Annotated in this window: 1 pseudogene; it reads right to left on the bottom strand. The window is 51.2% G+C overall.

Features of this window, described 5'->3' with window-relative positions:
• Window positions 1-342 (bottom strand): annotated as a pseudogene (locus A3751_RS01065) (F0F1 ATP synthase subunit beta); the annotation flags it as partial.

Genomic DNA, 342 nt, shown 5'->3' with positions numbered 1-342 from the left:
TGAACACCACGTGCTACGTCGTAATGTTCCTGACCAATTACTAATGGGTCAAGCTGACGTGATGTAGAATCAAGTGGATCGATTGCAGGGTAGATACCCTTTGATGCAATGTCACGGCTCAATACGACAGTCGCATCAAGGTGCGAGAATGTCGTTGCTGGTGAAGGGTCAGTCAAGTCATCTGCCGGTACGTATACCGCCTGAATTGACGTGATCGAACCCGTCTTCGTAGACGTGATGCGCTCTTGAAGTACACCCATCTCTTCTGCGAGTGTAGGCTGGTAACCTACCGCTGAAGGCATACGACCAAGTAGGGCCGATACCTCTGTACCCGCTAGCGTG

It is taken from the genome of Oleiphilus sp. HI0080 (assembly GCF_001635135.1).
The sequence above is the reverse complement of the archived record's forward strand: the minus strand, read 5'-3'. Positions and strand labels throughout refer to the sequence as shown.